Origin of the sequence: Pseudomonas sp. EGD-AK9, from assembly GCF_000465935.2 — a bacterium.
In the GTDB taxonomy this organism is placed as follows: domain Bacteria; phylum Pseudomonadota; class Gammaproteobacteria; order Pseudomonadales; family Pseudomonadaceae; genus Aquipseudomonas.
The window spans coordinates 1-1,237 of sequence record NZ_AVOF01000587.1; the positions used below are offsets into that span (position 1 = coordinate 1).

Annotated in this window: 2 protein-coding genes; both read right to left on the reverse strand. The window is 70.8% G+C overall.

The features are described from left to right. Positions 1-726 (reverse strand): pitrilysin family protein (locus N878_RS21275; RefSeq protein WP_021445553.1); only part of this gene is annotated, 726 nt, incomplete at its 3' end. After that, the coding region (locus tag N878_RS21280) for a pitrilysin family protein (protein WP_021445554.1) at positions 716-1,237 on the reverse strand (522 nt) is incomplete at its 5' end. The genes N878_RS21275 and N878_RS21280, both read right to left, overlap by 11 nt.

Sequence of the window (1,237 nt, forward strand, 5' to 3'; positions counted from 1 at the left end):
GGCGGCATAGGCGCGGGCATGGAAGGCGGCGAGCTGCTCGCGCTCGATCGCCGGGATGGACTCGGCGTTGCCGTCGCTCGGGTGGGCATAGGGGTGGTCGCCGTACAGGCGCTGGAACAGCTCCAGGCTGGCCAGCTTGCCGGGGTTCTGCTTCTGGAACTCGAAGCCGGCCAGCAGCTGGTTCTTGATCCGCGCCAGGGCCTCTTCGGGGAAGGTCGGCTGGCCGAGCACCTCGGCGAACAGCGCCAGCGCCGGTTCGCGCTGCTCTTTCGCGCTCAGGCTGCGCAGGCTGGCCACCGCCATGTCGCGGTAGGCGCCGTTGCCGAACTCGGCGCCGAGGCCCTCGAAGCCGGCGGCGATGGCGCCGACGTCCTTGCCCGGCACGCCCTCGTTGAGCATGGCGTTGGTCAGGGTGGCCAGGCCGGGCACGCCGTCGTCCTGGCTGCTGCCGGCGGCGAAGGTCAGGCGCAGGTCGAACATCGGCAGCTCGCGCGCTTCGACGAACAGCACCTTGGCGCCCTGTTCGGTGTGCCAGGTCTGGATATCCAGGCTGCGTCGGGTCGGCGCCTGGTCGTTCAGCTCGGCGAGCGATTCCAGCTTGGCCGGCGCCTCGGTGTTGGTGGCGGTCGCCTTGGCCTCATCGGGTTGGCGGTCGCAGCCGCTCAGGACCAGGGTGGTGCTCAGGGCCAGGCCGAGCAGGGCGATACGCAGGTGCTCAGTCTTCATGGCGAGACTCCTCATGACGAGCGTCCTCGGGCAATACATGGGCGACGCTCAGGCGGTCGCGGACGAAGAAGGTGCGGGCGGCCTGCTGGATATCCTCGGGGGTGACGGCTTCCAGCTCGGCCAGCTCCTGGTCGATCAGCTGCCAGGACAGGCCGACGGTCTCCAGCTGGCCGATGCTGGTGGCCTGGCTGGTGATGGAGTCGCGCTCGTAGACCAGCCCGGCGATCACCTGGGCGCGCACGCGGGCCAGCTCCTCGGCGGACGGCGGGCTGTTCTTCAGCTCCTCCAGCTCGCGCCACAGCCCGGCTTCGGCCTCGGCCAGGCTGCGCTGCTTCTGCACGTTGGGCGTGGCGCTCAGCACGAACAGGCTGTCGCCGCGGGCGAAGGCGTTGTACCAGGCGCTGGCGCCGGACACCAGTTCCTCGCCGCGCTCCAGGCGGCTGGACAGCCGCGCGCTGTAGCCGCCATCGAGCAGGGCCGCGGCCAGGCGCAGGGCGTAGGCCTGGTGTCC